Source organism: Streptomyces sp. BA2 (assembly GCF_009769735.1).
Classification (GTDB): domain Bacteria; phylum Actinomycetota; class Actinomycetes; order Streptomycetales; family Streptomycetaceae; genus Streptomyces.
In genome coordinates this window covers 8,449,787-8,476,284 of sequence record NZ_WSRO01000002.1, presented here as the reverse complement: position 1 = coordinate 8,476,284, position 26,498 = coordinate 8,449,787, and the positions used below count along the sequence as shown (strand labels likewise).

31 protein-coding genes are annotated in these 26,498 nt (G+C 69.5%); 14 read left to right on the top strand and 17 right to left on the bottom strand.

Translation table 11 applies throughout. The features are described from left to right. Window positions 1-59: 59 nt before the first annotated feature. Window positions 60-1,286 (bottom strand): acyl-CoA dehydrogenase family protein, encoded by a 1,227-nt coding sequence (locus tag E5671_RS40640; protein WP_160509224.1) that lies wholly within the window; start codon window positions 1,284-1,286, stop codon window positions 60-62. A gap of 167 nt (window positions 1,287-1,453) precedes the next feature. Here E5671_RS40640 and E5671_RS40635 point away from each other — a divergent pair, with 167 nt between their 5' ends. After that, window positions 1,454-2,101, top strand: coding sequence for a TetR family transcriptional regulator (locus E5671_RS40635; protein ID WP_160509223.1), 648 nt, complete (start codon window positions 1,454-1,456; stop codon window positions 2,099-2,101). Window positions 2,102-2,122: 21 nt separating this feature from the next. On the opposite strand, the gene def is transcribed toward E5671_RS40635, so the two are convergent. Further along, entirely contained in the window at window positions 2,123-2,662 is a 540-nt protein-coding gene (def, locus tag E5671_RS40630) for a peptide deformylase (RefSeq protein WP_160509222.1), read from the bottom strand. Window positions 2,663-2,804: 142 nt separating this feature from the next. Between def and E5671_RS40625 the strand changes: the two genes are divergently transcribed. The 5 genes from E5671_RS40625 (at window position 2,805) to E5671_RS45615 (ending at window position 7,302) form a co-directional block, all read left to right on the top strand. Further along, window positions 2,805-4,043: a MurT ligase domain-containing protein gene (locus E5671_RS40625; protein WP_160509221.1), complete on the top strand. Its 1,239-nt coding sequence runs from the start codon at window positions 2,805-2,807 to the stop codon at window positions 4,041-4,043. 40 nt (window positions 4,044-4,083) lie between these two features. Continuing rightward, a complete protein-coding gene (locus E5671_RS40620) occupies window positions 4,084-4,812 on the top strand; it encodes a type 1 glutamine amidotransferase (protein ID WP_160509220.1) in 729 nt (242 codons plus the stop codon). A 162-nt stretch (window positions 4,813-4,974) separates the two neighbouring features. Further along, a complete protein-coding gene (locus E5671_RS40615; protein WP_160509219.1) occupies window positions 4,975-6,000 on the top strand; it encodes a 6-phosphofructokinase in 1,026 nt (341 codons plus the stop codon). 104 nt (window positions 6,001-6,104) lie between these two features. Further along, window positions 6,105-7,055: a cytochrome c oxidase assembly protein gene (locus tag E5671_RS40610; RefSeq protein ID WP_160509218.1), complete on the top strand. Its 951-nt coding sequence runs from the start codon at window positions 6,105-6,107 to the stop codon at window positions 7,053-7,055. An 85-nt stretch (window positions 7,056-7,140) separates the two neighbouring features. Next, entirely contained in the window at window positions 7,141-7,302 is a 162-nt protein-coding gene (locus tag E5671_RS45615) for a hypothetical protein (protein WP_190078913.1), read from the top strand. A gap of 45 nt (window positions 7,303-7,347) precedes the next feature. On the opposite strand, the gene E5671_RS40605 is transcribed toward E5671_RS45615, so the two are convergent. Continuing rightward, complete coding sequence (locus E5671_RS40605) at window positions 7,348-7,764, bottom strand: SSI family serine proteinase inhibitor (protein ID WP_160509217.1); 417 nt, start codon at window positions 7,762-7,764, stop codon at window positions 7,348-7,350. 286 nt (window positions 7,765-8,050) lie between these two features. Here E5671_RS40605 and E5671_RS40600 point away from each other — a divergent pair, with 286 nt between their 5' ends. Next, on the top strand, window positions 8,051-8,779 hold the full coding sequence (locus E5671_RS40600; protein WP_160509216.1) for a 1-acyl-sn-glycerol-3-phosphate acyltransferase: 729 nt from the start codon (window positions 8,051-8,053) through the stop codon (window positions 8,777-8,779). Between the two features lie 23 nt (window positions 8,780-8,802). Next, on the top strand, window positions 8,803-9,300 hold the full coding sequence (locus E5671_RS40595; RefSeq protein ID WP_160509215.1) for a YbaK/EbsC family protein: 498 nt from the start codon (window positions 8,803-8,805) through the stop codon (window positions 9,298-9,300). A gap of 100 nt (window positions 9,301-9,400) precedes the next feature. On the opposite strand, the gene E5671_RS40590 is transcribed toward E5671_RS40595, so the two are convergent. The 3 genes from E5671_RS40590 to E5671_RS40580 form a co-directional block, all read right to left on the bottom strand. Continuing rightward, window positions 9,401-11,005 (bottom strand): alpha/beta hydrolase, encoded by a 1,605-nt coding sequence (locus tag E5671_RS40590; protein ID WP_160509214.1) that lies wholly within the window; start codon window positions 11,003-11,005, stop codon window positions 9,401-9,403. A 214-nt stretch (window positions 11,006-11,219) separates the two neighbouring features. Further along, window positions 11,220-11,528, bottom strand: coding sequence for a tyrosine-type recombinase/integrase (locus tag E5671_RS40585; protein ID WP_160509213.1), 309 nt, complete (start codon window positions 11,526-11,528; stop codon window positions 11,220-11,222). 113 nt (window positions 11,529-11,641) lie between these two features. Next, a complete protein-coding gene (locus E5671_RS40580; RefSeq protein ID WP_160509212.1) occupies window positions 11,642-12,523 on the bottom strand; it encodes a nuclease-related domain-containing protein in 882 nt (293 codons plus the stop codon). Window positions 12,524-13,080: 557 nt separating this feature from the next. Between E5671_RS40580 and E5671_RS40575 the strand changes: the two genes are divergently transcribed. Further along, on the top strand, window positions 13,081-13,350 hold the full coding sequence (locus E5671_RS40575; RefSeq protein WP_160509211.1) for a hypothetical protein: 270 nt from the start codon (window positions 13,081-13,083) through the stop codon (window positions 13,348-13,350). Between the two features lie 307 nt (window positions 13,351-13,657). After that, complete coding sequence (locus E5671_RS40570; protein ID WP_237330347.1) at window positions 13,658-14,128, top strand: hypothetical protein; 471 nt, start codon at window positions 13,658-13,660, stop codon at window positions 14,126-14,128. Window positions 14,129-14,419: 291 nt separating this feature from the next. On the opposite strand, the gene E5671_RS40565 is transcribed toward E5671_RS40570, so the two are convergent. The 8 genes from E5671_RS40565 to E5671_RS40530 form a co-directional block, all read right to left on the bottom strand. Next, a complete protein-coding gene (locus E5671_RS40565; RefSeq protein ID WP_160509210.1) occupies window positions 14,420-14,935 on the bottom strand; it encodes a DUF4760 domain-containing protein in 516 nt (171 codons plus the stop codon). A gap of 226 nt (window positions 14,936-15,161) precedes the next feature. Further along, complete coding sequence (locus tag E5671_RS40560; protein ID WP_202121451.1) at window positions 15,162-15,935, bottom strand: urease accessory protein UreD; 774 nt, start codon at window positions 15,933-15,935, stop codon at window positions 15,162-15,164. Beyond that, window positions 15,932-16,615 (bottom strand): urease accessory protein UreG, encoded by a 684-nt coding sequence (gene ureG / locus E5671_RS40555; protein WP_160509209.1) that lies wholly within the window; start codon window positions 16,613-16,615, stop codon window positions 15,932-15,934. Before ureG ends, E5671_RS40560 begins: the two co-directional genes overlap by 4 nt. Window positions 16,616-16,690: 75 nt before the next feature. Next, on the bottom strand, window positions 16,691-17,365 hold the full coding sequence (locus E5671_RS40550; RefSeq protein ID WP_160509208.1) for an urease accessory protein UreF: 675 nt from the start codon (window positions 17,363-17,365) through the stop codon (window positions 16,691-16,693). A gap of 30 nt (window positions 17,366-17,395) precedes the next feature. Then, window positions 17,396-19,117 (bottom strand): urease subunit alpha, encoded by a 1,722-nt coding sequence (locus E5671_RS40545; protein WP_160509207.1) that lies wholly within the window; start codon window positions 19,115-19,117, stop codon window positions 17,396-17,398. After that, window positions 19,110-19,451, bottom strand: coding sequence for an urease subunit beta (locus E5671_RS40540; RefSeq protein WP_160509206.1), 342 nt, complete (start codon window positions 19,449-19,451; stop codon window positions 19,110-19,112). Before E5671_RS40540 ends, E5671_RS40545 begins: the two co-directional genes overlap by 8 nt. Before the next feature lie 14 nt (window positions 19,452-19,465). Then, window positions 19,466-19,768: an urease subunit gamma gene (locus E5671_RS40535; RefSeq protein WP_160509205.1), complete on the bottom strand. Its 303-nt coding sequence runs from the start codon at window positions 19,766-19,768 to the stop codon at window positions 19,466-19,468. 199 nt (window positions 19,769-19,967) lie between these two features. Then, a complete protein-coding gene (locus tag E5671_RS40530; protein WP_160509204.1) occupies window positions 19,968-20,588 on the bottom strand; it encodes a TetR/AcrR family transcriptional regulator in 621 nt (206 codons plus the stop codon). A gap of 156 nt (window positions 20,589-20,744) precedes the next feature. Between E5671_RS40530 and E5671_RS40525 the strand changes: the two genes are divergently transcribed. Then, complete coding sequence (locus E5671_RS40525; protein WP_160509203.1) at window positions 20,745-21,758, top strand: ABC transporter permease; 1,014 nt, start codon at window positions 20,745-20,747, stop codon at window positions 21,756-21,758. 134 nt (window positions 21,759-21,892) lie between these two features. On the opposite strand, the gene E5671_RS40520 is transcribed toward E5671_RS40525, so the two are convergent. Together E5671_RS40520 and E5671_RS40515 are read right to left on the bottom strand one after the other, a co-directional pair. After that, the gene (locus tag E5671_RS40520; protein ID WP_160509202.1) at window positions 21,893-22,180 is read right to left on the bottom strand and encodes a type II toxin-antitoxin system Phd/YefM family antitoxin; all 288 of its coding nucleotides are present in this window, start codon (window positions 22,178-22,180) and stop codon (window positions 21,893-21,895) included. Between the two features lie 123 nt (window positions 22,181-22,303). Beyond that, window positions 22,304-22,675: a helix-turn-helix transcriptional regulator gene (locus E5671_RS40515; RefSeq protein WP_160509201.1), complete on the bottom strand. Its 372-nt coding sequence runs from the start codon at window positions 22,673-22,675 to the stop codon at window positions 22,304-22,306. A 133-nt stretch (window positions 22,676-22,808) separates the two neighbouring features. On the opposite strand from E5671_RS40515, the gene E5671_RS40510 reads away from it, so the two are divergent. Further along, window positions 22,809-23,300 (top strand): ANTAR domain-containing protein, encoded by a 492-nt coding sequence (locus E5671_RS40510; protein WP_160509200.1) that lies wholly within the window; start codon window positions 22,809-22,811, stop codon window positions 23,298-23,300. 49 nt (window positions 23,301-23,349) lie between these two features. Here the strand turns inward: E5671_RS40510 and E5671_RS40505 are convergent, their stop codons facing one another. Then, a complete protein-coding gene (locus tag E5671_RS40505; RefSeq protein ID WP_160509199.1) occupies window positions 23,350-24,357 on the bottom strand; it encodes a Ppx/GppA phosphatase family protein in 1,008 nt (335 codons plus the stop codon). A gap of 75 nt (window positions 24,358-24,432) precedes the next feature. Between E5671_RS40505 and E5671_RS40500 the strand changes: the two genes are divergently transcribed. Both E5671_RS40500 and E5671_RS40495 read left to right on the top strand, forming a co-directional pair. Next, entirely contained in the window at window positions 24,433-25,905 is a 1,473-nt protein-coding gene (locus E5671_RS40500) for an aminotransferase class I/II-fold pyridoxal phosphate-dependent enzyme (protein WP_160509198.1), read from the top strand. 31 nt (window positions 25,906-25,936) lie between these two features. Further along, window positions 25,937-26,482, top strand: a complete 546-nt coding sequence (locus E5671_RS40495; RefSeq protein ID WP_160509197.1) for a type 1 glutamine amidotransferase domain-containing protein — start codon at window positions 25,937-25,939, stop codon at window positions 26,480-26,482. Window positions 26,483-26,498: the final 16 nt, after the last annotated feature.

The window sequence follows — 26,498 nt, the reverse complement described above, 5'->3', positions numbered from 1 at the left end:
CCTACGGCATTCCTCAGGGCCCGCGGGCCGCGGTCTGGCCCCCGGGCCGCGGTCTGTGCCTAACGGATCGGCATCCCCGACAACGTACGAGCGATCACCAGGCGCTGGATCTCGCTCGTGCCCTCGAAGATCGTGTAGATCGCCGCGTCACGGTGCATGCGCTCCACCGGGTACTCACGCGTGAAGCCGTTGCCGCCGAGGATCTGCACCGCCTGCGCGGTGACCTTCTTGGCGACCTCGCTCGCGTACAGCTTCGACATGGAGCCCTCGGCCGACTCGAACTTCTTGCCCGTGCTCGCCATCCACGATGCGCGCCAGACGAGCAGACGGGCCGCGTCGATCTGCGTAGCCATGTCGGCGAGCTGGAAGGCGACGCCCTGGTTGTCGATGATCGGGCGACCGAACTGCGTACGCGTCTTGGCGTACTCCAGGGCCTCCTCGTACGCGGCACGCGCCGTACCCACGGCCATGGCGCCGACCGCCGGGCGGGACGCCTCGAAGGTGGCCATCGCGGCGTTCTTCACGCGCTCACCGCCGGTCTTGACACGCTCCCTGGCACGGGCGAGGCGCTCGTCCAGCTTCTCCTTGCCGCCGAGCAGGCAGTGACCGGGGACGCGGACGTCCTCCAGGACGACCTCGGCGGTGTGCGAGGCGCGGATGCCGTGCTTCTTGAACTTCTGGCCCTGGGAGAGGCCGGGCGTGTTCGGCGGGACGATGAAGGAGGCGTGGCCCTTGGAGCCGAGCTCGGCGTCGACGACCGCGACGACGACGTGGACGTTGGCTATGCCGCCGTTGGTCGCCCAGGTCTTGGTGCCGTTGAGGACCCACTCGTCCTTGGCCGCGTCGTAGACGGCACGGGTGCGCATCGCCGCCACGTCGGAGCCCGCGTCGGGCTCGGAGGAGCAGAAGGCGGCGACCTTCACGTCGTTCACGTCGCCGTACATCTGCGGGATCCAGGTGCCGATCTGCTCCTCGGTGCCGTTGGCGAGGACGCCGACGGCGGCCAGGCCCGTGCCCATGATGGACAGGCCGATGCCCGCGTCACCCCAGAAGATCTCCTCGGTCGCCATCGGGATGCCCAGGCCCGTGGGGTCGAAGAACTGCTGGGCGTAGAAGTCGAGGGAGTAGATCCCCAGCTTCGAGGCCTCCTGGATGATCGGCCACGGGGTTTCTTCACGCTCGTCCCACTCGGCGGCCGCGGGACGGATCACGTCAGCGGCGAAACCGTGGAGCCAGTCCCGGACCTCCTTCTGTTCGTCGTTGAGCTCCATGGTGAACTCGGCCATGACCCCTCCAGGACCTGCGGTGAAGACGTGCGTTACTTGCGGTAACTGGAGTCTGTTACCGGCCGGTAGCCGATGTCAACTCCCGGCCGCCCGTTCGATCGGCACCGCACGCGGGGTGTTACGTTGCGCGTGCGTCACGCAATCGCACGGGCGGGGAGAGAAACGCTATGGAGACCACCACACAGCAGACCGATCAGCAACGGTCTGCCGAGCGCCGGCGGCGCGAGTTGCTGGAGGCCGCCGACCGGGTGGTGCTGCGCGACGGCCCCGGAGCGTCGATGAACGCCATCGCGGCGGAGGCCGGCATCACCAAGCCGATCCTCTACCGCCACTTCGGGGACAAGGGCGGGCTTTACGCGGCGCTCGCCAAGCGGCACACCGACGCGCTCCTCGAATCGCTGCGCGCCGCCCTGGACGCCCCGGCCGAGCGCAGGGAGCGCGTCGAGCAGACGCTTGACACGTACCTGGCGGCCATCGAGGCCCGCCCGCAGGTCTACCGCTTCCTCATGCACCCTTCGGACGGCGCCGCCCCCGGCGAGCAGGGCTTCGACGTGGGCCTGCACTCCGCCCCGGTCCTTCGCCGCATGGGCGAGGAGCTCGCGCAGGTCATCGAGGAGCGGGTCGACCTCGGCCCCGGCAGCGCTCAGCTCGCGCGCGTGTGGGGGCACGGCATCGTCGGCATGATGCACGCGGCGGGCGACTGGTGGCTCGGCGAACGGCCGTGCCCGCGCGCGGAGTTGGTGAGCAGCCTGGCCGACCTGCTGTGGGGGCGCCTCGCCGCTGCGGGCAACCGCGTCGGCGGCCCCGGCTTCTGACAGCCGGCAGGCCGTCGAAGGTCAGCCGCTCCAGGACGCCTTGGCGGCGGCCCGCAGAACCCTGCGCCGCCGCCAGCCCGTGACGTGATCGGTGTAGACGCCGCCCTCCAAGTGGTCGCACTCGTGCTGCAGGCAGCGCGCGAACCAGCCGGTTCCGTGCACCCGCACCGGCTCACCGAGCATGGTGACGCCCTCCACCACCGCGTGGTCGAAGCGCGGGGTGCTCGCTTCGAGGCCCGGCAGCGAGAGACAGCCCTCGGGCCCGCGCACGCTGACCCCGTCCACCTCGACGAGGCGCGGGTTCACCACGTACCCGAGATGACGCACATCGTCGTCGTCCGGGCAGTCGTACACGAAGACCCGCCGGCTCACGCCGATCTGGTTGGCGGCCAGACCCACGCCCTGGGCGGCGTACATCGTGGCGTACATGTCCTCGACGAGCCGGGCCAGTTCAGGACCGAAGTCGGTGACCTCCTCACAGGGCTTGTGCAGCACGGGGTCACCGAGCAGTGTCAGAGGTCGTACGCGCCCTGAGGCGCCCGGGATCGAGCCGTGTCGCATGGCCGCAAGGGTACGGTCCTTGGAAAGCCCCGGGGTCGGGGTGGTGCCGCGGTTCGGGCTTGTGAGTGGATCTCGATAGGCTGAGGTTCATCGCGTTGCCGGGGGCAGGCGCGGCGCCGTACGCAAGGAGGATCCAGAACTGATGGCAGGCAACACGGACCCGCTGTCGCCGCGGGCCAAGCTGGCCGTGACGGCGGGCAAGGCGGCCGCGGCGGTGTCGCGCGCGGCGGGCCGCGGCAGCGGATCGGTGATCGGCGGCCGCGTCTCACTCAAGCTCGACCCCGACCTGCTCGGGAGACTGGCCACGCACCTGGACGTGGTGCTCGTCTCTGCCACGAACGGCAAGACGACCACGACCCGGCTCCTCGCGGAGGCACTGCGCGCCGCCGGACCCGTGGTGTCGAACGCGCTTGGCGCGAACATGCCGGCCGGTATCACCTCGGCCCTCGCGGGCGGCTCGGACGCCAGGTTCGGCGTGATCGAGGTCGACGAGAAGTACCTCGCCGGTGTCGCCCGTGACGTGGAGCCGAAGGCGATCGCGCTGCTCAACCTCTCGCGCGACCAGCTGGACCGCGCCGCCGAGACGCGCATGATGGCCGAGAACTGGCGTGAGGGCCTGGCAGGATCCAAGGCGGTCGTGATCGCGAACGCGGACGACCCGCTGGTCGTCTGGGCGGCCTCCTCGTCGCCGAACGTCGTGTGGGTGGCCGCCGGCCAGGAGTGGAAGGACGACGCCTGGTCGTGCCCCTCCTGCGGCGGTGTGATGCAGCGCCCCGGTGACGACTGGTTCTGCGGCGAGTGCGGCTTCCGCCGCCCCGCGCCCAGCTGGGTGCTCTCCGGCGACCACGTCCTGGACCCGCACGGTTCGGCCTGGCCGATCCATCTGCAGCTGCCGGGCCGGGCGAACAAGGCGAACGCGACCACGTCGGCCGCCGTCGCCGCCGTCTTCGGCGTGCCGCCGCAGGTCGCCCTGGAGCGGATGTACCAGGTGCAGGCCGTCGCCGGACGCTATGACGTCGTGCAGTTCCAGGGCCGCGATCTGCGCCTGCTCCTCGCGAAGAACCCCGCGGGCTGGCTCGAAACGTTTTCGCTGATCGACCCGCCGCCCACCCCGGTGGTGCTCTCCGTCAACGCCCGTGGCGCCGACGGCACCGACACCTCCTGGCTGTGGGACGTCGACTACACCCGCCTCGCCGGACACCCGATCTTCGTGCTCGGTGACCGCAAGCTGGACCTCGCCGTGCGTCTTGAGGTCGCGGGCCTGGACTTCCGGGTCTGCGAGTCCCTCGACGAGGCCGTGCAGCTCGCGCCGCCCGGACGGATCGAGACCATCGCGAACTACACCGCGTTCCAGGACCTGCGCCGCCGCGTCGGCAACTGACCCCACCGGACCCTCTAGACCCTCGTAGGGACGAATGAGCATGAGCGACAACAGCCTGCGGCTGGTGTGGGTCTACCCCGACCTGCTCAGCACGTACGGAGACCAGGGCAACGCCCTGGTCGTGGAGCGCCGCGCCCACCAGCGCGGCCTCCAGGTCGAGCGTTACGACGTGCGCAGCGACCAGCCGGTGCCCACCTCCGGCGACATCTACCTGATCGGCGGCGGCGAGGACCGCCCGCAGCGCCTGGCCGCCGAGCGGCTGCGGCGCGACGGCGGCCTGCAGCGTGCCGTGGGCAACGGCGCGATCGTCTTCTCGGTCTGCGCGGGCTACCAGATCCTGGGCCAGGAGTTCATCAACGACCTCGGCCAGCGCGAGCCGGGACTCGGCCTGCTCGACGTGATCTCCACCCGCGGCGAGGGCGACCGCTGCGTCGGCGACGTCCTCGGCGACATCGACCCGCAGCTCGGCCTGCCCCCGCTGACCGGCTTCGAGAACCACCAGGGCATCACGCACATCGGCCCGTCCGCGCGGCCGCTCGCCCGCGTCACGCTCGGCCGGGGCAACGGCACGGGTGACGGCACGGAGGGCGCGTACAACGGCACGGTCTTCGGCACGTACATGCACGGCCCCGTCCTCGCCCGCAACCCGCTGATCGCGGACCTGCTCCTGAAGCTGGCCCTCGACGTGAACGCGCTGCCGCCGACGGACGACCGCTGGTACGAGGCGCTGCGCGCCGAGCGCATGAACGCGGCGCAGCAGCCCGCCTGAAGCCCCCGCCGCACAGGTGAGCGGCGGCGTCCAGCAGTCGGACGCCCGGTGCGGCCCCGCCCCCTGTCGCCTATAGGGTGGCGGGGTTCCCGCCGGACGACGTGGTCCGGACTTCGGCCCACGTAGCAAAGGGCCCCTCTTTATGAAAGACGTTGACGGGCTATGCGCATTGGTGTCCTCACGTCCGGCGGCGACTGCCCCGGTCTCAACGCCGTCATCCGCTCGGTCGTGCACCGTGCTGTCGTCGACCACGGTGACGAGGTCATCGGCTTCCACGACGGCTGGCGCGGCCTGCTCGAATGCGACTACCGCAAGCTCGACCTGGACGCGGTGGGCGGCATCCTGGCGCGAGGCGGAACGATTCTCGGCTCCTCGCGTGTCCAGCCCGCGCATCTGCGCGACGGCGTCGAGCGGGCCAAGGGCCACCTCGCCGACCTGGGCCTCGACGCGGTCATCCCGATCGGCGGCGAAGGCACGCTGAAGGCGGCACGGCTCCTGTCGGACGCCGGTCTGCCGATCGTCGGGGTGCCCAAGACGATCGACAACGACATCGCGGTGACCGACGTGACGTTCGGCTTCGACACCGCGGTCGGCGTGGCCACCGAAGCACTCGACCGCCTCAAGACGACCGCCGAGTCGCACCAGCGGGTGCTGATCGTCGAGGTGATGGGCCGGCACACCGGCTGGATCGCGCTGCACTCGGGCATGGCCGCGGGCGCGCACGCGATCGTCGTGCCGGAGCGTCCCTTCGACATCGAGGAACTGGCGCGGAAGGTCGGCGAACGCTTCTCCGCGGGCAAGAAGTTCGCGATCGTCGTGGCCGCCGAGGGCGCCAAGCCCCGTGAGGGCACGATGGAGTTCGACGAGGGCGTCAAGGACATGTACGGCCACGAGCGTTTCGCGGGCATCGCCACGCGGCTCTCCGGCGAGCTGGAGCAGCGCCTGGGCAAGGAGGCGCGCCCGGTGATCCTCGGGCACGTCCAGCGCGGCGGCACCCCGACCGCGTACGACCGCGTGCTCGCCACCCGCTTCGGCTGGCACGCCGTGGAGGCCGTGCACCGCGGCGAGTTCGGCAAGATGACCGCGCTGCGCGGCACGGACATCACGATGGTCCCGCTCGCCGAGGCGGTCGAGACGCTGAAGACGGTGCCGGACGAGCGGTACGCCGAGGCGGAGTGCGTGCTGTAGAGCCAGGCCCTTTTCGAACGGCCCCCGGACGCGTCGGCGTCCGGGGGCCGTTCTACTCTGGTGCGGACACACAGCGCACAACCGCACGAATCAGGAGCCAGTGGATGGATCACAGCGGGCACGGCATGAACATGGATCTGCCGCCGTTCACGCTGGGGCGCGGGCTCGAACTCTCGGCCGACCCCTTCTTCCTCATCAGCTGCCTGGTGGCCCTCGCGCTCTACGGCTGGGGCGTGGTCCGCCTCGTACGGCGCGGTGACAAGTGGCAGGTCGGCCGCACGATCTCCTTCGTGGCGGGCGTGCTGACCATCCTGCTCGTGATGTGCACCAAGCTGAACGACTACGGCATGGTCATGTTCAGCGTGCACATGGTCCAGCACATGGTCATCAGCATGCTCTCGCCGATCCTGATCCTGATGGGCGCTCCGATCACCCTCGCCCTGCGCGCGCTGCCGGTCGCGGCGCGCGGCCGCAAGGGCCCGCGCGAGTGGCTGCTGTGGATCCTGCAGAGCCGCTACATGCGGATCATCACGCACCCCGCGTTCACGATCCCGCTGTTCATCGCGAGCCTGTACGCGCTGTACTTCACCCCGCTCTTCGACACCCTGATGGGGTCCAAGGCGGGCCACATCGGGATGATGGTGCACTTTCTCGCCGTCGGCCTGGTCTTTTTCTGGCCGATCATGGGCGTCGACCCGGGTCCGCACCGGCCGGGATACATCATGCGGATGCTGGAGCTTTTCGCGGGCATGCCGTTCCACGCGTTCTTCGGCATCGCGCTGATGATGGCGTCCGAGCCGATGGTCGGTACGTACAAGAACCCGCCCTCCTCCCTGGGCATCGACGCACTCGCTGATCAGACGGCCGCGGGCGGCATCGCCTGGGCGTTCAGTGAGGTGCCCTCGGTGCTCGTGCTGCTCGCGCTGCTCTTCCAGTGGTACCGCTCCGAACAGCGCCAGGCACGGCGTACGGACCGGGCCGCCGACCGTGACGGTGACAAGGAGCTTGAGGCGTACAACGCCTATCTGGCCTCACTGGCCGCGCGCGGGCGCTAGCGGCAAAGGGTCTTCGCGGGTCAGGATGGTCTCAGGCCGCGGTCTTGGCGTCGAGGCGTCGGGGCTGCCGGGAGGAGGCAGGGCGATGCCTGATTCAACGAAGACGATGGGTGTATTCACCATCGGAGGCTTGGTCGCGGTGACCGCGTACACGGTCGCGCTGGGGAGCAACGGCTGGCTGTGGTTCGGCTGGGTCGTCATCGGGATGCTCACGCTGGCGATGGTGCTCTCGCGCAGCACCCCCTGAGGGGCGCCGCGCGACGCCGGAGAGCCGCGCGACGCCGGAGAACGGTCAGAAGCGGAAGACGGCGCCCGTCGAGTACTCCATCTCGCAGGCGTTGCCGAAGGTCTTGTTCCAGCTGACCGGCTTGCCGCGGTGGACCCCCGTCGCGCTCACGGTGACCGGGGCGTACTGCTTGGTGCAGATCCCCGGTTTCGCGGCCAGCGCGTCGAAGTCACCGTGCGCCTTGTCGATCGCCGCGCAGGCCTCGGCCGCGTGCGGATGGTGTGCGGGCCGCTGGGTCACGCAGTCGAGCAGGACCCCGCGCACCCAGGCGTTGTCCTGCCCCGTGACGGTGAGGAAGACGCCGCTCGTCCGCGCGGGGGCGGCGTCGTCGGCCGCGTGGGCGGGCGCGGCCACGGCGAGGGAGATCAGCGCGGCGGCGGTGGCCGCTGCCGGGCGCAGGCGGGACGTGGGACGAGAGCTCATGTGGGCCTCCTGGGGCGGTGACGTACTGCGTCGGAGAGAGGCCAGGCCACCCCCGTGCCCGCCGCTCGCGCGGGCGACACGCCGGGCGGTCACCCGGACGGGTCCGGCGCGGCGCCCGGACGGGCGTCCCGTCAGCCGGGCGCACGTGGCGCGAAGGGACCGAGGCCACCCGGCTTCGGTCCCTTCTCCCGTCGGGGCGGCGCACCTAAACTGACCGCTGCGCGAGGACCCGTGACCTGCGACGACGCAGCGCCCAGGCCGGTCCACCTATGTCAAGGAGCAATGGGTGTTCTACTACCTGCTCAAGTACGTCGTCCTGGGGCCGCTGCTGCGGCTCATGTTCCGGCCGCGCATCGAGGGTCTTGAGCACGTACCGGAGTCGGGTGCGGCGATCGTGGCGGGCAATCACCTCTCGTTCTCGGACCACTTTCTGATGCCCGCCATCATCAAGCGGCGTATCACCTTCCTCGCCAAGGCCGAGTACTTCACGGGACCCGGCATCAGGGGCCGTCTGACGGCCGCGTTCTTCCGCAGCGCCGGGCAGATCCCGGTGGACCGCTCCGGCAAGGAGGCGGGTCAGGCGGCGATCCGCGAGGGCCTCGGGGTGCTGCGCAAGGGTGAGCTGCTCGGCATCTATCCGGAGGGCACACGCTCGCACGACGGGCGCCTCTACAAGGGGAAGGTCGGCGTCGCGGCGATGGCGCTGAAGGCGCAGGTGCCGGTGATCCCGTGCGCGATGATCGGCACGTTCGAGGCGCAGCCGCCGGGTCAGAAGATGCCGAACTTCCAGAGTGTGTCGATCCGCTTCGGCGCACCGCTGGACTTCTCGCGCTACGCGGGCATGGAGAACGAGAAGGCGGTCCTGCGCGCGGTCACCGACGAGATCATGTACGCCATCCTCGGGCTCTCGGGGCAGGAGTACGTCGACAAGTACGCCGCGGTCGTGAAGGCGGAGGAGGCCGAGCGGGCCGCCGCGGCGAGCAGGCGGAAGTTCCCCCGGATGCCGCTGAGTTGATGTGGTGACGTACGGTCGTCGCCATGAGCGAACACAGCCTGTACACCAAGCTGATCGGGCTTCTCGACGAGCGGGGCGCGGCGTACCGCGTCATCGAGCACGAGGAGGAGGGCGCCACGGAGGCGGTGAGCGCGCTGCGGGGCAACACCCTCCAGCAGGCGGCCAAGTGCATCGTGGTGATGGTGAAGATCGGCAAGAAGACGAAGCGGTACGTGCTCGCGGTGGTGCCCGGTGACCGGCGCGTCGATCTGAACGCCGTCAAGCAGCTCCTCGGCGGGACGTACGCGGGCTTCGCGACGCAGGAGGCCGCCGAGCGGCTGGCGGGCAGTGTGAGCGGCACGATCCTGCCGTTCTCCTTCGACCCCGAGCTCGAACTGGTCGTGGATCCGGCGCTGTTGGCCCATGAGGAGCTGTTCTTCAACGCGGCGCGCCTGGACCGCTCGCTGGCGCTGAGTACCGGGGACTACGAGGCGATCGCCGAGCCGCGCAGGGCCGCGATCGCGCAGGATGCGGCAGCATAGAGCCAGGGGGCGACCGGATAGAAGAAGGGGGCGACCGGAGTGATCCGGTCGCCCCCTTCAGTGCCTAGCGGCAGGCAGTTCGGTGCCTAACGGCGGACCGTCACGGCTTGGGCGTGGCGTGCGGTGCGCACGTCACGTCCTTGCTGTCGACCTTGCCGGTCAGCAGGTAGGTGTCGACACGGTCGTTGAGGCACGGGTTGACCAGGTTCGTGATGCCGTGCGAGCCGGCGTCCTTCTCCGTGATCAGACGCGAGCCCTTGAACCGCTTGTGCAGCTCGACGGCACCCTCGTACGGCGTGGCCGCGTCGCGGGTGGCCTGGGCGATCAGGACGGGCGGCAGGCCCTTGCCGGTCTTGACCTCGACCGGCTCGTGCTGCTTGCTCTTCCAGGTCGCGCAGGGCAGGTTCATCCAGGCGTTGGACCACGTCATGAACGGGTTGTCACGGTGGATGCGGGTGTTGTCGCGGTCCCACTTCTTCCAGCTGGTGGGCCACTTGGCGTCCGCGCACTCGACGGCCGTGTATACGGCGTTGCCGTTCTCCGACGCGATGTTGCCCGCGGTGTCCGACAGGTCGGGGCTCGCCGCCTCGATCAGCGGCTTGGCGTCACCGGCGACGTACTTGCTGAAGTTCGTCGCGATCCCCACCCAGGCGGAGTCGTAGTACGGAGCGCTCTGGAAGTAGGCGACGAGCTCGGCGGGGCCGACGACTCCGCCCAGCGGCTCCTTCTTCGCGGCGGCGCGCAGCTTGTCCCAGTTCTTGGCGACCTTGTCCGCGGTGTCCCCGAGGTGGAAGGTGGCGTCGTACTTGGCGACCCACTCCATCCAGTCCTTGAGACGGATCTCGAAGGCGACGTCCTGGTCGAGGTTGGCCTCGTACCAGATCTTCTTCTTCGACGGGTTGACCACGGAGTCGACGACCATGCGGCGCACGTGCGTCGGGAAGAGCGTTCCGTAGACCGCGCCGAGGTAGGTGCCGTAGGAGACGCCGAGGAAGTTCAGCTTCTTCTCGCCGAGCGCGGCCCGGATGACGTCCAGGTCGCGCGCGGTGTTCGGCGTCGTCATGTGCGGCAGCATCTCGCCGCTGCGCTCGGCGCAGCCGTCCGCGTACTCGGCGGCGAGCTTGCGCTGGGCGCGCTTGTCCGCCTCGGAGTCCGGCACCGGGTCGAGCTTGGGGGCCTTGACGAACTCCTGCGGGTCCACACAGGAGATGGGCGCCGAGTGACCGACACCGCGCGGCTCGAAGCCCACGAAGTCGTACGCCTTCGCCGTCTTCTCCCAGAGCTTGGCCTTGGTGACCACGCGGTTGGGGAAGCGCAGCCCGGAGGCGCCGGGGCCACCGGGGTTGTAGAGAAGAGCGCCCTGGCGCTCCTTCTTCGTTCCGGTGCTGCCGATGCGGTCGACGGCAAGCTTGATCTTCTTGCCGTTGGGCTTGGCGTAGTCGAGCGGGACGGTGACCCAGCCGCACTTGATCGCCTTGTCCAGACCCCAGTCGGCGGGGCACGCCTGCCAGTCGATGCCGGCCTTGGCGGCACGCTGCGCGGCCAGGGCGACACCGCGCGCCTCGGAGCTGGTGCGCTGGCGGGCATCAGCGCTGCCGCCGCTCCGGCGGGCGTCCGCATTGGCGACGGGCGCCATGATCGCGCCCGCTATGAGCGAGCCCGTGATCAGCGTGCCGGCGGCGCCGAATGCTGTGGTGCGTCTCAACTGGTTCCTCCCCCTGTCGCTTTACCTGTCGATTTTCGAACAGTAGGAGGATCCTGTCGGTCATCGGGTTCAGTGCGACAGACGGGGCGGGTGTTTCTTTACCAATCCGATAACCGGGTCGCTGGAACCGGTGAGCGGTTCGTCCAGGTAAGAGGCCCAATCCCCCGAGGAATCGGGCCTCGACCACTGCATGCGTGACCAACTGAGTGACTGACTACGGCTCCAGAGGGAGCCCGAAGATGTCGTCCATGACGGTTGCCCCGGTCTGGATCACCGGGCGGAGCTGCTTCCGGTACACGGTCTCGGTCGTGACCTGGCTGGAGTGACCAACCAGCCGCGAGATCTCCTCAATCGGCACTCCGTTGTCGGAGAGGATCGACACGAAGGACGTCCGGGTCTCACGCGTGGTCCACTCGTGAGGTTGGATCTCGACCCCTTGGGCCTTGACCTGCCCGAGGACCCGGCGGAACTCACGTCGCACGCTCGTGGCGTCCAACTGCGTACCGACAGTCGAAGTGAACACGAGCCCGTTCTCTTGCCACTTGGTACCTGCGACCTGGGATCACCGTCCAAGTCCACGTGCTCCCACCGCAGTGGGCGGGAACCGGCCAATCGGGCCCCGAAATCGCACTCACCTCAGGCGGACAGCCAGGCGCGCCGATGCCGTGCAACCGCGTACAACGCATCGACCTGCCCGGCATCAAGCACCCCGCTGAGCGGGCCAAGTGCGGACACCTCCCGCTCGCGGTATACGCGGACGGTGAACTGGGTGGCCGCCTTGGTCAGTTCCGTCACGCCAACGAACACGATGACCGGCTGCACTTGAACCGGGATGTCGGCGTACCGCTCCATCACCGCCTGGACACGACCAGCCTCCGCCTTGCTCTTGCGTGCGTACGGCTGCGGCGGACCGTGACTGACCTTCGCCATCTCATCGCCGACCCAAACGGACTTCCCGAAGTGGCGCTTGGTGTTGATGCTGAACACCCCACCGGGACCGATCAGAAGATGGTCAATGTCCACATCCCGAGGCAGCGGCACGGAATGCAACACGCGCCAGCCAGACCGCGAGAGGCGCTGTAACTCACCACCGACCCGACGCTCACCGGCGAGCCCCATGCGCCATGAATCCCATTCAGACTCACGCCGCAACAGCCACGAGAGCACCCTCTGTGCGGGGCTTGGCCCCTTCTCAGCAAGCAAGCACCTAAGGCTCTCCCCCGGCCGATTCAAGGCGAGATCGTCCGGTGGCGTCAGCGGGGGCAACTCCGGAACGACCTTCCGCCCATCCGTAGTACGCGGTTTGGGCTTCACGGCGGGGCTCGATCTCGATGCGGGCGAAGGCCGCGTGAGGAGCGGACGCAACAACCTGAGCGCCTCATGCCGATACGGCTCTACCAGGATCGTGACCTTGCCCGTCCGGCAGTCGGCCCACGCAGCAGCGGAGCCGTCAGGGAGATTCACGTAGAGCCGATCTTGCCCATGCCGCTTCCACCGAACGACCTTGAGATCACTCATGTTTGCCCCCCATGCAAGTACGGACCCCAGAAACATGGGAGCAGCCGATCGGCACCACCACAAGGACGCCATTCGGTCGCGGACCGAACTCCCCCGTCAAGCCCGCGCGCGGGGCTGGATAGAACTTTCCCTACTTCATCAAAACCACCACCAGACCCGAGCCGTTCCCGAAGGGGATCAATCCAAGGACCGAGGGCCCCGCCGCTTCCATGTCTACGCCACCAGCTGCGCGCCGCCGCCCGTCCGTCGCCCACCCCCCGGATCGCAACGGCGGTACCCGGCGGGCTATCCCACTACCTGGGCCGTTGCCCCGTGGCTGGGGCGGTCGGCTCCACGGCTTTAGGCAGCCACCATGGGGCGAGCCTCGAAGATTATGACCCCAACGTCGTGCTTAACCGGCAGGTCCACAGACTGCCCAACTCGCCGGAAGCTTACGGGGCCATGATCACTCGCCCCATAGCAGCTCCCGCCCAAAGCCGCTCCGCCGACCTATCTCACCAACCCGCTTGATGAGGCATACATTGGCTATGAGCCCTTCGTCTAGAAAGGTGGCAATCGTGGCCTCTCGTGAGCAACGTGAAGAGCACCGGACAGCGGTTCAACGTGCCGTATATGAGCGCACTGAGGGCAACACGAGCAGGACGGTTGATGCCATGGAAATTGCTGGTGAGCTGGGCATCGAGCGGGCAGATATGGCAGCCGCCTGCGAGTATCTGGAGGGGAAAGAGAAGATCGAAGTCACTGGTTGGGGAATGGGACCCACCCCAGGGCTGCTTTCGCTAACCCATGACGGGCTCGTCGAGATGGAGGACGAGGAAGAGGGCTGACGTGCACCTGCCCCCTATGCGTTTCAAGCCCCGCACCACAGCCGCACCAGATTGAGCGGGGAACCACGGGCACGGTCCCACCACAAGCGCGACGCGGGCCACGACTCCCTCGTCTTACCAGCTCAGCGGCCAGATCAGCCCTAGATCATCGCAGCTTCCCAAGCTGAGAGCGCTCGTAGCTGCGCTCTGATGGTCGCATCGACACCTCAGCGGCGGCGAGTTGCCATCGCCGTCGTGATGCGACGCTGGGCGCGGGCCGCATAGGCACAGGCGGATCACACGCGGTGTCTGCGGGCAGACTCATCGTATGAGTGAGTGGGGGGTTGCCCTGATTGCGGCTGGCTCTGCAGTTGCCGGCAGTATTGTGACGGGTTGGTTCACACGCAGCGCGGGACAGCGACAGGCCGCTGCGGCGAGGCACGCCGGGGACCGGCAGGCCGATGCTCTGCTGGCTACAGTGCAGGCAACATTGGATGACCAGCGGAGAGCGCGAGCGATTGACCGGCGGCGGCAGGTGTACCTGGAATTCACGGAAGCGGCGCACCAGGTCTTCGTTCAGGGGAGGACCACGCCGGAGCACGTAGCCAGGCTGACACACATGAGCTGGGCCGTCGGCCTCGTGGGACCCCGATCGGTTGACGATGCGGCAGATGCGCTTTGCCAGGAAGTATCGAGCCTCACAGGTGAGAGCCTGTCCTTCGATGAAGACCGCGTGGCGAGTCTCTATTTTGCATTTCAGGAATCCGCCAGAAGGGCACTTGATGAGAACATTCCTTGAGGCCCTATGTGTTGCTTCCGCATCGAGCTCCGCCTGCCAGCGTCCTCGTCAGTAGAGGCTCGTCTTCGGTCCCTGCATTGCGGCTGGCCTGCTGTACAGCAACCACTGCGACCGCAGCCGATCACGAGCGGCATGCCACAGTCGTGCCACGTAAGTGGGTCAGCCACGGTCAACAGCGGCATTCAGCGGAGCCATCTGCGCTGTAGGCCCAAGTGGACAAACCACAGGTCACCCGCCATGCCACACGGCCTCTCTCCTAAAGCGGGCCTTCACTCAGCGATCAGTCCGAACTCACCGAGGAGGTAAGCGGCGAAGGCCAACCGTGCGATGAACGTCCTGCATCGTGGTGTTCTTCGCCCGCCACGCCAGGTCCTCGAAGTAGGACATCGTCAGGTTGCGATGTCTCTCCCTTTCGGCATAAACGAAGGGAGCCAGCTTGTCCCATGCTCCGAGGATCGCCCTGCCGTACGCCCCAAGGACCAGTTGCTCGTCCACGACGTTATGGGCAACAAGCTTCCCAATATCGTCATAGAACAGGCCAACTCGCCGAATGTGCTCTTTAATCTCTTCCGGAAGGTTCCGGTACCCCTCTTCGGCGGGATGGCTATCTCTAAGCTGATCCCGGATGTACTCCATCGACCGAGAGAACTCCGGAGTTCGCGTCTCCTTAAAGACGTCGATGATGACCGGCAAGACATTCGAGTCGTTGGCCAGCTTGAGCTGACGGCGGGCAGCCAATGCAGAAGTCAGAAACGCGCCTCCCGACACCGTCAGGGCAAGCAGATTCAGCACCAGTGATCCATCCACGCGACCACTCTGCCCGCCACCCAACGCAGCCGTACGCGTGATCGAGGAACTGGCTCTCGTGGAAGGCCGCACGTCACGACCGCCGATGATCAGTTGTGGCTGTACGACCGCTGGTTGACAGTTCCGATGAGTGTCCAACTGCGTGACAACGCCGACGCACAGCCGCGAACAACCGTGGACGTCAGCGGACCATCAACGCAGGTGAGAGACACTCCAACCGCCCTGTTCACGTGAGTGTGCGCAAGGCGCCGTCGAGGACGCGGCGGACCCGCAGCGCGTCGGGGGCGACGGCGGTGACTAGCACGGCGGGGCCGGCGAGCGGAGTGAGCGCGGCGCCATCGCCGAGGAGGGCGGGGCCGGGCAGGTCCTGCTCGAACTCGGGGCGTACGACGATGAGTTGTCCGATCGCGCGATGCCCCGCAAGGACAGCCGGGCCGTCCCATCCGCCGGGCGCTCCGGGCCCGCAGGAGAGCTCCTGGTCGAGGAGGAGCCGCCCTGCCCGGCGCACGGTGAGTCGGCTGCTGAGGCGGCCCGCGTCTTCACCGGTCCGCCCGAGCACCTGCTCCTCCCGCAGCACCAGGCGCGCGCTCGCGGCGAGCTCGGCCCGCGTGGTCACCCGCAGATCGCTGTCGCGTACGGAGATCAACTGCTCGGGCAGCCAGTGCAATTCCGCGTCGTCGCCGACCGTGAGCCGCACGTCGTAGCGCGCCGCCTCCTTCGACTGCCCCGGCAGGGCGAGCGTGGCGGCGGCCGAGCCGATGTGCAGCCGGGCCCCGTCGTGTGCGGCGGCCTCGACCGTGAGGTGGTCGCCCCCGAGGGGGCCGCTCATGGCTCCGACGAGCGTGACGTGGGCGCCCTTTCCTGCCGACCGGGTGCGGCGCGGGGCGAGCTGTCCCTCCCCGTCGAGCACGGGCAGGACGGTGCCGCCCCGCCCGTCGCCCCGCGCGGTGATGCGGGCGGTGCCGCGCACACCCGACGCGGAGATGGTCTCCGTGCTCATGCGGACGCGGTCCAGGCGGCGTACTGGGCGCGTACCCAGGCGGCGACGGGGGCGACGCCCTCGCCCGACCTCAACGACTGGAAGACGACGGGCAGTTCGGCACGCTGGGCCTTGGCGTCCGCGGCCATGCGGGCGAGGTCGGAGCCGACGTGCGGGGCGAGGTCGGTCTTGTTGACGACCAGGAGGTCGGCGGTGCTGACGCCGGGGCCGCCCTTGCGCGGGATGTCGTCGCCGCCCGCGACGTCGATGACGAAGATCTGCGCGTCGACGAGGCCCTTGGAGAAGGTGGCGGTGAGGTTGTCACCGCCGGACTCGACGAGGATCAGGTCGAGCGGCCCGACTTCGTCCTCCAGGTCCTCCACGGCCTCCAGGTTGGCGGAGATGTCGTCACGGATCGCGGTGTGCGGGCACGCGCCGGTCTCCACGGCGGTGATCCGCTCGGGCGGGAGCACGGCCTCGCGCAGCAGGAACTCGGCGTCCTCGCGCGTGTAGATGTCGTTCGTGACGACGGCGAGGGACAGCTCTGCCCGCAGCTCCTTGCAGAGCGCGGCGACGGTGGCGGTCTTGCCGGACCCGACGGGCCCGCCGAGCCCGATCCGCAGGGCGCGGCGGCGCCCGTCGGGGCGGTGGGCGTCGGCGCTGACGGCGGTGGCTTCGTCGTGGGTGTGATTGAGGTGCATGTGCGACTCCTTGGGTTCAGCAGTTCTTTCGGCCTGTGCGGCGGGGCCGACGGCAGGGACTTCGGCCGGGGCGGCCTACGAAGCGAACAACCGCGCAGGCCACCCGGCGTGGGCCTCGGCCCCGATCTCCAGCAGCGGCGCGGACGCCGCGGGCAAGGCGTCGACCCCGTCGACAACCGCGCACCGCGCCGCATCCGCCGCCGCGCAAGCGACGAGATCGAGCTCAGGTGCCAGCCGAGCCAGCACACCCGTCGCGTCGAACGGGTCGAGGCTCAGCAACCGCACGGTCGCCGTCGCCGGCCCGCTGACGCACTCGTACACGGAGCAGTACGCGGCGTCCTGTGCCCCCAGACCCGCCGCCCGGGCGGCGAGCCCGAGAACGACCGGCTGGTGCGCCCCCTTGGGCCGGGCGGCGGCCAGCTGATCCAGAGCTGGGTCGGGCCACGCGGCCCGCGCGGCCCGCATCATCTGCCGTCCGAGCCGTCGCCCGGCACCTCGCAGCGCGGCCGAGGGTGTCCGCGCGTCGGCGGCCTCGTCAAGTTCCAGCGGATCGAGCCCCAGCGCGGCGGACGCCGACAACGCGGCGGACACGAGCCCCGTCGTGTGCAGCCGACCCCGGCAGAATTCCTCCAGGTCGGCGGCGCCGGTGATCCGGCCCGCCTTGACGGCCTCCTCGGCCCCGCCGGAGTGCGCGTGCCCTCCGGCGGGAAAGCGGCCGTCGGCCAGAACGAGAAGTGCAGCTCTAGACATCGCGGTCGACCGTCGTCACAACAAGCGCCATCAGAACAGGAAGTACCGCTGCGCGAGCGGCAGTTCGGCGGCGGGCGACGGCTCGACGAGCTCGCCGTCGATGGTGACGGCGAAGCTGTCGGGAGCGACCTCCACCCTCGGCAGGGCGTCGTTCTCGCGCATGTCCGCCTTCGTGCGCCCGCGCGTGGAGCGGATCGCGGTGAACTCCTTGGCCAGGCCGAGCCGTTCCGGCAGCCCGTCGTCCAGCGCCGACCGCGTCACGAAGTTGAGCGAGTTGAGCCCCGGCGCCGCGCCGCGCGCACCGAACATGGGCCGCGGAAGGACCGGCTGCGGAGTGGGGATGGAGGCGTTGGCGTCGCCCATCTGCGCGTACGCGATCTGCCCGCCCTTGATGACCAGTTGGGGCTTGACTCCGAAGAACTTCGGGTCCCACAGCACCAGGTCGGCGAGCTTGCCGCTCTCGACCGAGCCGATCTCGTGGTCGACGCCCTGCGCGACCGCCGCGTTGATCGTGTACTTGGCGACATAGCGACGCGCGCGCCGGTTGTCCGCGCGGGTGTCCCCCGGCAGGAAGCCACGCCGCCGCTTCATCACATGGGCGGTCTGCCAGGTCCGCATGACGACCTCGCCGATGCGTCCCATGGCCTGCGAGTCCGACGACATGATCGAGATGGCTCCGAGGTCGTGCAGGATGTCCTCGGCCCCGATGGTGGTGGGCCGGATACGCGACTCGGCGAAGGCGAGGTCCTCGGGGACCGCCGGGTTGAGGTGGTGACAGACCATCAGCATGTCGAGGTGCTCCTCGACGGTGTTGACGGTGTGCGGCCGGGTCGGGTTGGTGGAGCTGGGCAGCATGTTCGGCAGCGACACCGCCGTGATCATGTCCGGGGCGTGCCCGCCGCCCGCGCCCTCGACGTGGAAGGCGTGCAGGGTGCGGCCCGCGACGGCGGCGAAGGTGGCGTCGATGAAGCCCGCTTCGTTCAGGGTGTCGGTGTGGACGGCGAGCTGGGCGCCGGTGTCCTCACAGACGTTCAGGCACGCGTCGATGGTGGCGGGTGTCGCGCCCCAGTCCTCGTGGATCTTGAAGCTGACGGCTCCGGCCCGCAGTTGGGCGTGCATGGACTCACTGGAGACCGTGTTGCCCTTGCCGAGGAAGCCGATGTTGACGGGGCTGGAGTCCATCGCGGCGAACATCCGGGCCAGGTGCCAGGAGCCGGGCGTGATCGTGGTCGCCTTGCTGCCCTCGGCGGGGCCCGTGCCGCCGCCGATGAGGGTGGTGACCCCGGAGGCGAGGGCCTCGTCGACGATGGTCGGCGAGATGAAGTGGATGTGGGTGTCGATGCCGCCTGCGGTGAGGATCTTGCCGTTGCCCGCGATGACTTCGGTCTCCGGGCCGATCACGAGTTCGGGGTGCACGCCGTCCATCGTGTCCGGGTTGCCGGACTTGCCGATGCCGGTGATGCGGCCGTCTCGTATGCCGATGTCGGCCTTGACGATGCCCCAGTGATCGATGATCACGGCGCCGGTGACGACGGTGTCGGGGGCTCCTTCGGCGCGGGTCGCGCGCGACTGCCCCATCGACTCGCGGATGACCTTGCCGCCGCCGAACACGGCTTCGTCGCCGGAGCGTCCGGGTCCGCCGGAGCGGTCCTCCTCGATCTCGACGAGGAGGTCGGTGTCGGCGAGCCGGATGCGGTCGCCCGTGGTGGGGCCGAACAGATCGGCGTACGCGGCGCGGGACAGCTCAGGCATCGAGGGGGCCTCCGGTCTCGCCGCGCAGTCCTGGCACGATGCGCAGGCCGGCCAGGGGGATGAGTTCGACGTCGACGGGGATTCCGGGCTCGAAGCGCACGGCGGTGCCCGCGGCGATGTTGAGCCGCTTGCCGTGCGCGGCGGCGCGATCGAAGTCGAGACCGGGGTTGGCCTCGGCGAAGTGGTAGTGGGAGCCGACCTGGACGGGGCGGTCGGCGGCGTTGAGGACGGTGAGGGCGGTGACCTCGCGGCCCACGTTGTAGGCGACGGGCTCGTCGGCGAAGAGGATCTCGCCGGGGATGACGGGATGCGTGGGACTCTGCGCGGAACTCATGCGGCCGGCCCCCGTCAGACGATCGGATCGTGGACGGTGACGAGCTTGGTGCCGTCCGGGAAGGTGGCCTCGACCTGGACGTCGTGGATCATCTCGGGGATGCCGCCCATCACCTCGTCACGGGTGAGCACCTTGCGCCCCGACGACATGAGTTCGGATACGGTGCGGCCGTCACGGGCACCTTCGAGGATGTGGGACGTGATCAGCGCGATCGCCTCGGGGTGATTGAGCAGCAGCCCCCGCGCCCTTCGCTTCTCGGCCACGTCCGCGGCCACATGGATGAGCAGTCTCTCCTGCTCGTGCGGGGTCAGTTGCACGCGTCCCACCTCACAGTCCTCGCTCCGGACCGTGCGGGGTCCGGCTGCCGCGGCCACCGCGACGGATATAGATGTAACACACAGGCAGTGCGCTTGATCTTGCGCACCCCGGTTACGAAATCCCCTGGTGGCGTGGCATGGCAGGCTAGTTGGGAGGAGTTTCAACGAGGTTAACCAGCACTTGACCGCTCTATGACCATCAGCTGGGCCGACCCATACTCATCAGCCCGCGCAGACCGTCCTGCAGCGCCTCGACCGGGACCTCGTCGAACAGCGCCAGCTGGGCGGCGAACCCCTGAGCCGCGGCGACCATCACCCGCGCGACATGGTCGGCCGGGATGTCGTCGCGCATCATGCCCGCCGCCTGATACCCCTCGACGATCTTCACCCAGGCCACCCGCACCTTGGCGTAACCCTGGTTCAGGACGGCCGCGAGCTCTTTGTTGCGCAGGGTCTCCGCCCACACCTGCACGAGCAGCCGCGGGAAGTACGAGACCTCCCCCTCCTGGACGCCGGGCTTGCGGCGGAGCACCTGGGCGAGGGCCTGGCCGACCAGCACGTCCGGCGGTGGCGGCGGGGTCTCCTTGGCCGCCTCTTCGAAAGTCGCCTGGATCCACTCGAGGACCTCGCCGACGATCGCCCCGATCAGCTCTTCCTTGCCCCGGAAGTAGCGGTAGACCGCTCCGGCCGAGAGGCCGACCTCCTTGAGCACGTCCTGCATCGAGGTGGCGTGGAAGCCATTGCGGGCGAAACAGAGGGCGGCGCCGTCAAGGATCTGGCGGCGGCGTGCGTCGAGGTGCTCCTGGGATACGCGGGCCATGCCGCCAAACTAAAACGAACATTCATTCTTGACAAGCGCCTCATCCGGCAGCACAGTGAGGCCATCATGTAAAACGAACGATCCTTCTCTTTAAACTCATCGTTGATTCCGGAAGCGCCCGCGGCACAGCGCGCGATCCCAGAAGGAGCTCGGCTCATGTCCACGCCCCTCGCCACCCCGCCCCCACAGGGCCGCCGCATGGTGGCGGTGGCCGTCCTGGTCTCCGCCCTCGTGGCCCTCGCACTGTGGGCGTTCGCCTGGCCCGCGGCCAGGACCGCCCCACGCGACCTGCCCCTCGGCGTCGCGGGACCCGCCGCCGCGACGGCGCCTCTCACGGCCCAACTCAAGGACCGCGAGGGCGCGTTCGAGATCCATCGGTACGCCGATGAAGCCGCGGCCCGCGCTGCCGTCGAGGACCGGGCCGTGTACGGCGCGGTCGTCGTCACGCCGCAAGGAATGAAGCTGCTGACCGCGACCGCGGCGAGCCCGGTGGTCGCCCAGCTCCTGGAGCAGGCGGTGGCCGCTCAGGCTCCGGAGGGGACCGAGGTGCCGACCACCGATGTGGTGGCCGCGCCCACGGCCGACCCGCGGGGCTCCGCACTCGGCGCGAGCATCCTGCCGCTGGCGATCGCGGGGGTCGCGGCCGGCGCGATCGTGACGATGCTCGGCCTGCGCGGCATCCGCGCGGTGGCCTGCCTCGTGTCTGCCGCCGCGGTGGTCGGCGTGGTCGCCGCCGCCGTGACACACAGCTGGCTCGGCATCCTGACGGGCAACTGGTGGGCGGAAGCGGGGGTGTTGGGTCTCTCGACGCTCGCGATGGGCGGCGCCGTCGCCGGGTGCGCCGCGCTCTTCGGCCCGGCGGGCATCGGGGCCGGCGCGCTGACGATGGTGCTGCTCGGCAACCCGTTCTCCGGCGTGACGTCCGCGCCTCGACTGCTGCCCGAACCGGTCGGATTCATCGGCCAGTTGCTGCCGCCCGGCGCCGGGGGCACCCTGCTGCGCTCGGTGTCCTTCTTCGACGGCGCGCGCGTCACGGGCCCGCTCGTCACCCTCGCCCTCTGGGCCCTGCTCGGCCTGACGGCCGTACTGCTCGGCGCGCTCCGCCGCCCCGCTGCTGCCGGGGCACGCGACGAGTCACAGGCGGCGAGAGAAGCGGAGCCGGTCGCCTGACCCGGCGGCAAGACCCGGCAGCACCAAGACCCGGCAGCACACGGAGACAGCCGTACGCCCCCGCTGTAGCGGACGGAGGCGTACGGCCCTTCCTGAGCGGCGTACGGCCATTCCTCAGCTCAATTGCCGTACGGCTACGTGGCGTTGGGGCCCTGGTGTTCGGCAGCGATGCCGAACCGCTGCCGCTCGCCCGCACCGGTCGACGGGGACGACGTGGAGCGCAGCGACGAGACGGAGCTGACCACCTGCCCCTCGTCCGCCTCCGGCAGCGCCTCGAGCCGTTCCAGGTCGGCGGCGGAGACAAGGGCCACGAGCGGCTTGCCATGACGCGTGACGACCACCCGCTCACCGCCGTACACGACGCGGTTGATCAGGTCGGCGAGCTCTGCTCGGGCTTGCGTCACCGGAATCTCGTAGGCCATGCTCCCCAGCTTAACCGGCGCCCGGTACGGCCACCCGGTCCGCGCGGAACGGATACGCAGCAGGTCAGAGGGCTGGCGGACGCTCTGGTCCGGCGCGCGCGGCGTGCACCGCTTCCCCGCATGTCACCGGCCGGTTTCCGGGCCGCGCGCCTGCGGTGGCGCCGACTCCAACTGCCGGGTCCCGTCGCCCTGGCCGGCGTCGTGCTGGGCGAGGAGCGAGAGGAGCTCCGCCACGGCGAGGCCCGATTCGGCGGGGTGCCGCAAGATGGTCCCCGCCTCGATGCGGTACGTGTTCGAGCGGCCCTGGCGCGTATGGGAGAGGTATCCGCCCTGCTCCAGATCGGAGACGATTTTCTGCACGGCCCGCTCCGTGAGCCGGCAGCGGGCGGCGATGTCCCGGATGCGCGTGGCGGGGTCGTCGGCGATCGCGGCCAGCACACGGGCGTGGTTGGTGAGGAAGGTCCAACCGCTGTGTGGTTCAGGTACTGCACCCATCACTCCAAGATAGGGCGTTTGATTCGCGCATTCAAAAAGACGAACTGCATTTCAGGTATCACTTGACGTGTGTGGCACGTCGGGCCGACGCTGGGTGAGGTGATGACGCCAGGACGCCTACGGAGTGGCCGCCATGACAGAACGTGTACTTCCTGCGCAGCTCGTGGAGGACAGCGACGGCACCCCCAGCGTGTGCTCCCGCCCAACCGTGTGCTCCCGCCCAACCCTGTGCTCCTGTCCGCCGGGCGAGGACGACGGGCCGTTGCCGCCGATCGGACCGGCCATGGACGGTGACCTCGTGGCCGTGTCGGACGCCGACGCCGAGCAGGACCCGCACGTCGAACTCGGTCAGCTGCGGCGGGCCATGCAGACGCGACCCGTCATCGACATGGCGCGCGGAGTCCTGATGGCCTCCTTCGGCCTGAGCGCCGAGGACGCGTGGAGCGTGCTGGTCTCGGTCTCCCAGCACACGAACACCAAGCTGCATCTCGTGGCCGACGAACTGGTCAGTGCCGCCACCGGAGGAGAGATCCCGAAGCCGTTCCGACGGCAACTGGCCACGACGATCGCCCAGCTCCGGGCGGGCCCGACGGACCCGCCGGCAGCCAACGCCGGCGAGGAATGAGCCCGACGGAACACGCGGCCCGCCCCTCCTCCCGGCCAGGAGCCATGGTTCAGTGCCGCAGAGCCGCGATCCGCAGTGGCACCGGGTGGGTGGCGGGCTCCGTCGCCTCGCCCTGACTGACCTCCGACCACCACGCCCCGCCGTCCTCCATATGGCGCAGAAGTACGCCTTCACGGATGGCCCAGGGGCAGAGGGTGACCGTCTTGACGCCCGTCAGCTTCATCGCCGTGTGTCCCACGATCGCCCCAGCCAGGCTCTGCGCGGCCCGCGGCGCCGACACTCCCGGCAGCTTGGCGCGCTCGGCCGCCGGCAGCGCGGCGAGCCGGTCGCGGCAGTGGCGCAGGTCCGCCCGGCTCAACTGCCGTGCCATGAACGGCCCGTGGCGGCCAGGGGCGGCGCCCCCGAGCCTGGCCAGCTGCTGGAACGTCCGGGACGTCGCCACGGCGGTGCGCGGCCCCTCCCAGCGGATGCGCGCGGCGACGTCCCGAAGTTGGTGACGCACCTTGCGCCGCAACGCCTTCACGCTCTGCTCGGTGGGCGGATCCTCGCCGTCGAAGAACTCCCGGGTCAGCCGGCGCGCGCCGAGGGGCAGCGAGGCCACGTAGTCCGGCAGCCGTCCGCGTCCGAAGGCCACCTCCAGCGAGCCGCCGCCGATGTCGAACATGGCGAGAGGCCCGGCCCGCCAGCCCATCCACCGACGGGCGCCCAGGAAGGTGAGTTCGGCCTCCACCTCTCCGGGCAGCGTGCACAGCCGTACGCCGGTCTCCTCGCCTATCGTCTCCAGTACGCCCAGCCGGTTGGGCGCGCTGCGGACGACCGTCGTGGCGAAGGCCAGCGGCTCCGCCGCGCCCCATCTCCGGGCGGTCCAGGCCGCCTCAGCGACCGCCGTGACGAGCTGCCCCACCGATTCTTCGGGGATCACCCCGCTCGGCCCGACCTCCTCGGAGAGTCTCACCTTCCACTTGGCGGTGTGGACCGGCAAGGGCACACCGTCCTCAGCGTCCACAACGACCAGCCGCACCGCATTCGAACCCACGTCCATCACACTCATCCGCATGTGACTCTGAGTACCCATCAGGCCTGAGGTCAGTCACTCTGATTGACCTTCGCGCGGCCAGGGAACCCGTGATCCATGACCGTCGATCACGCCCGAGCCCCCGTACTCGAAGCCCTGGCCGACCACCGCAGGAAGGGCCGCATCGCCTTCACCCCTCCGGGCCACAAACAGGCCCGGGGTGCCGATCCGCTGGTTCGGGAGGTGCTGGGCGACGCCGTCTTCCACGGTGATCTCCTCGCCTCCGGGAGTCTCGACGACCGTCTCGGCCGCGGCCGGGTCCTCGAACGGGCCGAGCGGCTGATGGCCGACGCCGTGCACGCGTCGCACACCTTCTTCTCGACGTGCGGCAGCTCCCTGTCGGTCAAGGCGGCGATGCTCTCGGCCGCGGGCCCACACGAGAAACTGCTCATCGGGCGCGACGCGCACAAGTCCGTCGTATCCGCCCTGATCCTCTCCGGGATCCGCCCCGTCTGGGTCGACCCCTCCTGGGACCCCGACCGGCATCTGGCACACCCTCCCTCGGCCGCGGCCTACGCCGAGGCGTTCGCCGCGCATCCCGACGCGAAGGGCGCCCTGGTCACCAGCCCCACTCCGTACGGAAGCTGCGCCGACCTGCGGGGCATCGCGGAGGTCTGCCACCGGCACTCCCTCCCGCTGATCGTGGACGAGGCCTGGGGCGCACACCTGCCGTTCCACCCCGACCTGCCGTCCTGGGCGATGGACGCGGGCGCGGACATCTGCGTGACGAGCATCCACAAGATGGGCAGCGGCCTGGAGCAGGGTTCCGTCTTCCATCTCCAGGGCGATCTGATCGATCCGACGGTGCTGAAGTCCCGTGCGGACCTGTTCGGCACCACAAGTCCGTCCGTGCTCATCTACGCCGGTCTCGACGGCTGGCGCCGCCAGATGGCCCTGCGCGGCAAGGACCTGATGGGGGCCGCCCTGGACCTGGCGGCCGACGTCCGGGCGGCGATCGAGCAGATCGACGGGCTGCACGTGAACGACCGCGAGGACTTCTGCGGCCCGGCCGCCGACTTCGATCCGCTGCCGGTCGTCATCGACGTGAGCGATCTTGGCACCTCGGGCTACCGGGCGGCGGACTGGCTGCGCGAGCACCGCTCGGTCGAGGCACACCTGGCCGACCACCGCCGCATCAGCACCCAGCTCACCCACGCCGACGACCGGGAGACGACGGACGAACTCCTGGCCGCGCTGCGGTCGCTGGCCCGCGCCGCTCCCGGACTGCGTCCGGCGCCGGACGTGGACGTCCCATCGCCCACCGCGCTGCGACTTTCCCAGGTCGATCTGCCCCGCGACGCCTACTTCGGGCCCACCGACGACGTTCCGGTGGGCGAGGCGGCGGGGCGGGTGGCGGCCGAGATGCTGACGCCGTATCCGCCGGGCATTCCCGCGGCTCTGCCCGGCGAACGTCTCACCGAGCCGGTGCTGCGCTATCTGCGCACCGGGAAGGCGGCCGGGATGAACCTGCCGGATGCGGCGGATCCCGGCCTCGAAACCGTGCGGGTCGTGCGGGACACGGCCCGCTAGACAAGGCTAGAAAAGGAGAGAGTGAGCAACCATGCGTATCGCGTTCCTGATGGCGCCCGAGGGCGTCGAGCAGATCGAACTCACCGACCCCTGGAAGGCGGTGACCGACGCGGGCGACGAGCCCGTCCTCGTGTCGACGGAGCCTGGCCGCATCCAGGCCTTCGACCATCTCGACAAGGCCGACACGTTCCCCGTGGACGGGGTCGTCGGCGAGGTGTCCGCCGACTCCTTCGACGGGCTCGTCCTGCCGGGCGGCGTGGCCAACCCGGACGCGCTGCGCCTCGACGAGGGGGCCGTGTCCTTCGTACGCGGCTTCTTCGACACCGGCCGTCCGGTGGCCGCGATCTGCCACGCCCCGTGGATCCTCGTCGAGGCGGACGTCGTATCGGGCCGGGGGCTCACCTCGTTCCCCAGCGTTCGTACGGACATCCGCAACGCCGGCGGCACCTGGGTCGACGAGCAGGTGAAGATCTGCCACGACGGGCCCAACACGCTGATCACCAGCCGCAAGCCGGACGACCTGAAGGCGTTCTGCGAGGCGTTCATGACGGAGTTCGCGAAGTCGGCAGGCTCCTGAGCTTCCTGAAGAGAGC